Consider the following 4,990-nt stretch of genomic DNA (forward strand, 5'->3'; position numbering starts at 1 on the left):
CAATGATCCTGGACCCTAAGCGGAGCAATGAGAACCGGGCGCAACTCAAAAGGCATGGATATGATGATGCTCAGATAGACAATATCATACTGAGCAATTATAACCGGACGCCGCTGGACATCGTAAGGATGCAATACCTGAGAGGGATCATAAACAGTGATCGCATGTATGAGCGGATGCGTGAACTGGGGTACACGGATACCCGTACAAAAGAGATCGTACAGACATGGCAACTGATCCCGCCGCCCCAGGACTTATTTGCCATGGTGGCAAAAGAGGCTTTCGAGCCGGACATATACAAAAAGCTGGGCCTGGACAAAGAATTTCCTACTGAGCAAATAGAGTGGATGAAACAACAGGGTATCTCACAGGCCTGGGCGCAAAAATACTGGATCGCACACTGGGACCAGCCTTCAATCCAACAGGGGTATGAAATGTTGCACCGGGGAGTGATTGACAATAAAACCCTGGACTTGCTTTTCAGGGCCGTGGAAATACCCTCATTCTGGAGGGATAAACTGGTGCAAATAGCTTTCCAGCCTTACACCCGCGTTGATGTCAGGCGCATGCATGACTTGGGGGTGCTGAGTGATGAAGACCTTTACACGGCTTACCTGGACCTGGGGTATGATCCGAAAAAAGCGGAGAATATGGTCAACTTTACCCTTCGCTTTAACCGTGACAAAGAAAAACAACTTACAAGGGGCGCGGTGCTGGAGTCATACAGGGAGAGACTGATCACAAGGCGGGCGGCGGGCGAACTGCTGGAAGCACAGGGATATTCAGACGACCTGGCAGAGTATTACCTGACCCTGGAGGACTGGGAAAGGGAAAAGGATCGCCAGAAAGTTGACATCGACAATACCAGGGAGAGGTTCATGCTGTCGATCATATCCCTGACAACGGCCAAAGAGAGGCTGCTGAAGCTGGGCCTGGAAGGGGATACCGTCAACCTGATGAGTGAGTCCTGGCAACTGGACAAATACAAGTATGAATCCATACCCAGCAAAACGGACCTGGACCGCATGCTCGTTAAAGGCCTGATACAAGAGGGTGACTATCGCAGTTACATGGCCCGGCATGGTTTTCGCGATGAGGTGGTAAGCCTTTACCTGGAGGATTTGAAGGGAGAGATAGCCCAGGGAGCCAGAGGGCCGTCACGGACGGACTTTGAAAACTGGTACAAGCTGGGCATCATTACTGAGACAGAGTTTACCGGGGCGCTGGCAGACATGGGATACAGTGAGACAAATATCAAGCGTTACCAACAGGAAGCAAACTATGCCAAACCTAAATGACAGGCTAAAAGAACTGGTAATCAAAACCCGCGACGTTACCGATGCATCGAAGGCAAAGGCGGCGAACATCCGCAAAAATGCTGAGGCAGCTAAAAAGGCGGCAACTCCCCGGGGAAACGAAACGGCCTGACCCTGCCAGAAGGCAATACAACGCCTTTCGTGTAAGGCGTTTTTAAGCGCCGGGTGACGGTCTGCATCTTTACGCCCTCGATTTGCCCGGTGCGCATATGACCAACCTGGCGCACAAAGGTATTAAACCGGAAGGCGCCAGGTTCAATTTCTTCTGCTCGCTTGGGTATGCCCTTAATTTTACGCATTGTTTCAGTGCGGTAATTCTTCGGACCCTGGATATAAAGGGACTTGCTGCGGTCTTCAACTTTGAGGGCGCCTAAATCGCTGGGATGAACAGGCCAGGTGAGGCGATCCAAATCGCGGGTGCGTATTTTTACCGAATCGGTATCGCAGTAAAGCACACGGCGGGTGCCTATTTGCCGTATGATGTCCCAAAGAGTGAAGCGGGCATTTTCGGTGATATGTGCGGCGATGCTTACCGCTGAATGTTCGCCCTCGCCTTCAGGGTACTGGATGATCTCACGGTTCATGAAGCGGGTAACGGTAACCATGTGACCCGTAACCATATTGAAAATATCCTCCCGCTCATACAGATCGCCCGTTGGTAAGTCTTCAATCTCCGATACCATTTTTAACTGTCCAAATTTCCCATACAGAGAGTTGTGCATATATTTACACAGCAATAACATGATTTTATTGCCTGAACGTTTATACTTTAACCTCAGATCATGGAAGTAATCGACGTAATCCTCAAAGATAGCGGCCTGACGGTACACGGAAACGCGCAAAACCCGGACCAGGTGACCGTGACGCAAAGCGTGACGTATACCTGTTGTGGTGAGAAAGCACGTAAACTGACCGACGGGAAAAATTGTTTTACCCTTATAACGAACGGCATACGCTGCGTCGTTACTGTTGACCTCGACCTCTGCAATGAGCGCGTAAGTCTTGAGCCAATTCTCCAGCCGTGAAGGGTCGATGTTCTCAAAGTAACTCACAAGCTGGTAAGGATACTTAAAAGCCTTCATAACGTATGGATACATGGAATTGACATCCAAAGAGACAAAAGGGCCGCGGTCGATTTGCCCCAGCTGAAAACATTCGGTACGGCCTCCGAGGTATGCTGAGCGCTCCAGGTCGTTTATGTGACTTTCGCGATGCAGATAAATTTTCCGGGACATGAAACGGGACCGGAAAGCGGTAAAAGCCTGGGACGACTTCGTAAGGGAGAAACGGCCCAGGCCATGCGACTCAATGAACCGTATGTAATACTGCATAGCCTTCAGGATGATCTCAACATCGCGGCGGCAATATACTTTCAATTCATCCCAGGTGGCCGTATCAAAGTCCACTTTCAGTTTACGGAAACGAAGTTGCTGGCCCAGCTTTTCAAGTGACTGGTCAAACCAGTTAGTTGTGCTTAAGACAGTGACAACGTTACCCTTTTTCTCACAGCGAAGGATGTAGGTAAGGCCTTTGTCATAATAAAACTGGAGGGACCAGCCGGAGCGTGAAAAATAGGAATAAAAACCACAGGCCTGAAGATCGAAAAATATGTTATGGCCCAACAGCATGACATTGCCCAAACGGGACAATATACGGTCCAGGTACTGATTAAATACCTCGGCACTGGAGTGAAACACCCAGTCCTGAGTCCCTCGCTTTTTGCCTTTGGGACGTATCCACAGGCATGACCAGCCCATCTGAAAGAAATGAGCGGTAACGTCCCCGGAAACATGGGGGCGCGTCTCTGTATCCACAAAAAGCCATACAGACGGGACATAACTGCCAGACAAAGGCTTTAGAGGGTGCTGGTCGATGTTCTGAGGCTTCAGTATGTCTGCCATAGGCTAATATCCCCATCCGGCGTTATGCTCCATCCCAGTGACCTTAAATTCCATTATGGGGAAGTCTTCTTCTTCGTATCTGCCTTGGTAAGTGTCGAAAAAACTTTGCCCGTAATCGCCCGTCTTTGCCAGGTCGTCAGTGTAAAAGCTGACATTTTTGCTTAGGTATTGCCCGCTGTCTTCGTCGTAAAAAGTGGCCTTACCAAATACCCTGTAACGGGCGGGCTGCTTTAACTCCGTTTCGACCATCCAGCCGCGCGGGACAATATCGTTATAACTCAGGCGCTCTATGGCACCCTGATATTTGACTCTCCCGGTAAACTTCCGGGCATCGTTACGCATGTCCTGGTAACGGTATCCGCCTCCGCCGCGGCGCGCTATGGCGATCATGCGGTCAATGGGCAAACCGGCCGGGGCCAATTCCTTCAGGATCATGCGCCCTATCGCTCTAGATAATGGCATTTGTATTTGGGGGTATTAAGATTATAAGAAAAAAGCCCCTGAAGGGGTCAAAGGTCGTTTCTGAGCGACTTTCTACCCTTCAGAGGCATCAAACCATTAGAGGCCTTCCATAAACTTCTCAAAGGCCTGCATAACCGTTTCCTGGGCCAATATGATCTGAGGCAGATTATTGTCGATATGAGGCGACCGGTCGTCTGCCAATGCTGCGATCCCAGCCAGGTGGTCCTGGACCCGCACCATATCCTCAAATGCGGACTTGGCCTGGAAACGGATTTTGTTGCGCGTGGTTCTACTGGCCATCTGATCCAGCATCCACGGGAGCGCCTTCGACGTCCGTTACATGACCTACCTGGAAGACGTCGAACTTGTTAACGGTGCGCCCGCCTTTGATCGCTTCCTTACCCTGGAAGCGGACCAGATAAACATTGCCCTTCTGGAACTGGGCTGCATATTCGGTATCAGCGGCGCTACCCATGTGAAATTTTACCAGTCCCTCGTCGGTCTCAAAAAGGTACTGATTGTAGGGCTTTCCCTCGCCCTCACTACCAACGGCGGCATGAGAAATATACGCGCCGATGATCTCGTCGCCAGCCTTTTCAAACTGTTTGAACACAGGTGTAAGGCGAGCGGCTGTTTTCGCTTTTTCGGCCTTTGCGGCCAAATCTCTGAATGATCCCATAATACAAAAATGATTAAGTGAATAAATAGAAAATAAATACACCTGGAGAGTCTAATCCTCCAGGATGTCATCGACCAGGCTCAGGATTTCCTGGAGGCTGGCCTGAAGCCTTAAAAGTAATTCGGTATGATAGCGGAAACGCTGGTCGTAAACAGTCCCGGCCAGGTTTTTGCTGATGCGTATCTGAGTTTTTTCCCTTTGAATTAACTCGTCTTCCAGCGCCGTCAAAGCGGCGGCAATTTTTCGCCGTACCCTTTTCATTTAACGGTCGTATTTTTTGATCAGGTTATTAAGATTCTGAAGATCAACCATGAAATTGGCCATGCGATCTGCATTTTCCATGACAATGCGCTGGTCAAGTGATCCGGTAAGGTCTGCCCCGGCCTCCTGGGCATAAAAGCGAATGTAATCGACCATAGCAGCGCGGGCGGCTTTGAGTTTTAACACGAAGTCTTCCATTGTTCAATCGGTATTGCGTTTAGTAACGTTGTAGGTGCGTTGCTGAATGAGATATTGCTCCCTGTTGTCAGTTTTCCACTGACGGGCATTTCTTTTGATGCGGGCCTTATTCTTTTGATAGTAACGCCGGGCGCGCTCTTTATTGGCGGCATAATATCGGCGATTGGCGGCCC

Annotated in this window: 6 protein-coding genes; all 6 read right to left on the reverse strand. The window is 49.9% G+C overall.

Features of this window, described 5'->3' with window-relative positions:
* Nucleotides 1-1,387 precede the first annotated feature (1,387 nt).
* On the reverse strand, nucleotides 1,388-3,217 hold the full coding sequence (locus GF409_00570) for a hypothetical protein (protein ID MBD3425703.1): 1,830 nt from the start codon (nucleotides 3,215-3,217) through the stop codon (nucleotides 1,388-1,390).
* Between the two features lie 3 nt (nucleotides 3,218-3,220).
* Nucleotides 3,221-3,679: a hypothetical protein gene (locus GF409_00575; GenBank protein ID MBD3425704.1), complete on the reverse strand. Its 459-nt coding sequence runs from the start codon at nucleotides 3,677-3,679 to the stop codon at nucleotides 3,221-3,223.
* A gap of 96 nt (nucleotides 3,680-3,775) precedes the next feature.
* Nucleotides 3,776-3,979 (reverse strand): hypothetical protein, encoded by a 204-nt coding sequence (locus GF409_00580; protein ID MBD3425705.1) that lies wholly within the window; start codon nucleotides 3,977-3,979, stop codon nucleotides 3,776-3,778.
* A complete protein-coding gene (locus GF409_00585) occupies nucleotides 3,969-4,358 on the reverse strand; it encodes a hypothetical protein (protein MBD3425706.1) in 390 nt (129 codons plus the stop codon). The genes GF409_00580 and GF409_00585 overlap by 11 nt, the downstream gene beginning before the upstream one ends.
* A gap of 51 nt (nucleotides 4,359-4,409) precedes the next feature.
* Nucleotides 4,410-4,619 carry a hypothetical protein gene (locus GF409_00590; GenBank protein ID MBD3425707.1) on the reverse strand — a complete coding sequence of 70 codons (210 nt, stop codon included), beginning with the start codon at nucleotides 4,617-4,619 and terminating at the stop codon, nucleotides 4,410-4,412.
* Nucleotides 4,620-4,817, reverse strand: a complete 198-nt coding sequence (locus tag GF409_00595) for a hypothetical protein (protein ID MBD3425708.1) — start codon at nucleotides 4,815-4,817, stop codon at nucleotides 4,620-4,622.
* Between the last annotated feature and the right edge of the window lie 173 nt (nucleotides 4,818-4,990).

The sequence above is a fragment of the Candidatus Omnitrophota bacterium genome, assembly GCA_014728045.1.
Classification (GTDB): domain Bacteria; phylum Omnitrophota; class Gorgyraeia; order Tantalellales; family Tantalellaceae; genus WJMH01.

What these genes read in the sequence shown, in the direction of transcription:
- GF409_00570 (MBD3425703.1), bottom strand. Translation starts at nt 3,217, where the DNA reads ATGGCAGACATACTGAAGCCTCAGAACATCGACCAGCACCCTCTAAAG.
- GF409_00575 (MBD3425704.1), bottom strand. Translation starts at nt 3,679, where the DNA reads ATGCCATTATCTAGAGCGATAGGGCGCATGATCCTGAAGGAATTGGCC.
- GF409_00580 (MBD3425705.1), bottom strand. Translation starts at nt 3,979, where the DNA reads ATGGCCAGTAGAACCACGCGCAACAAAATCCGTTTCCAGGCCAAGTCC.
- GF409_00585 (MBD3425706.1), bottom strand. Translation starts at nt 4,358, where the DNA reads ATGGGATCATTCAGAGATTTGGCCGCAAAGGCCGAAAAAGCGAAAACA.
- GF409_00590 (MBD3425707.1), bottom strand. Translation starts at nt 4,619, where the DNA reads ATGAAAAGGGTACGGCGAAAAATTGCCGCCGCTTTGACGGCGCTGGAA.
- GF409_00595 (MBD3425708.1), bottom strand. Translation starts at nt 4,817, where the DNA reads ATGGAAGACTTCGTGTTAAAACTCAAAGCCGCCCGCGCTGCTATGGTC.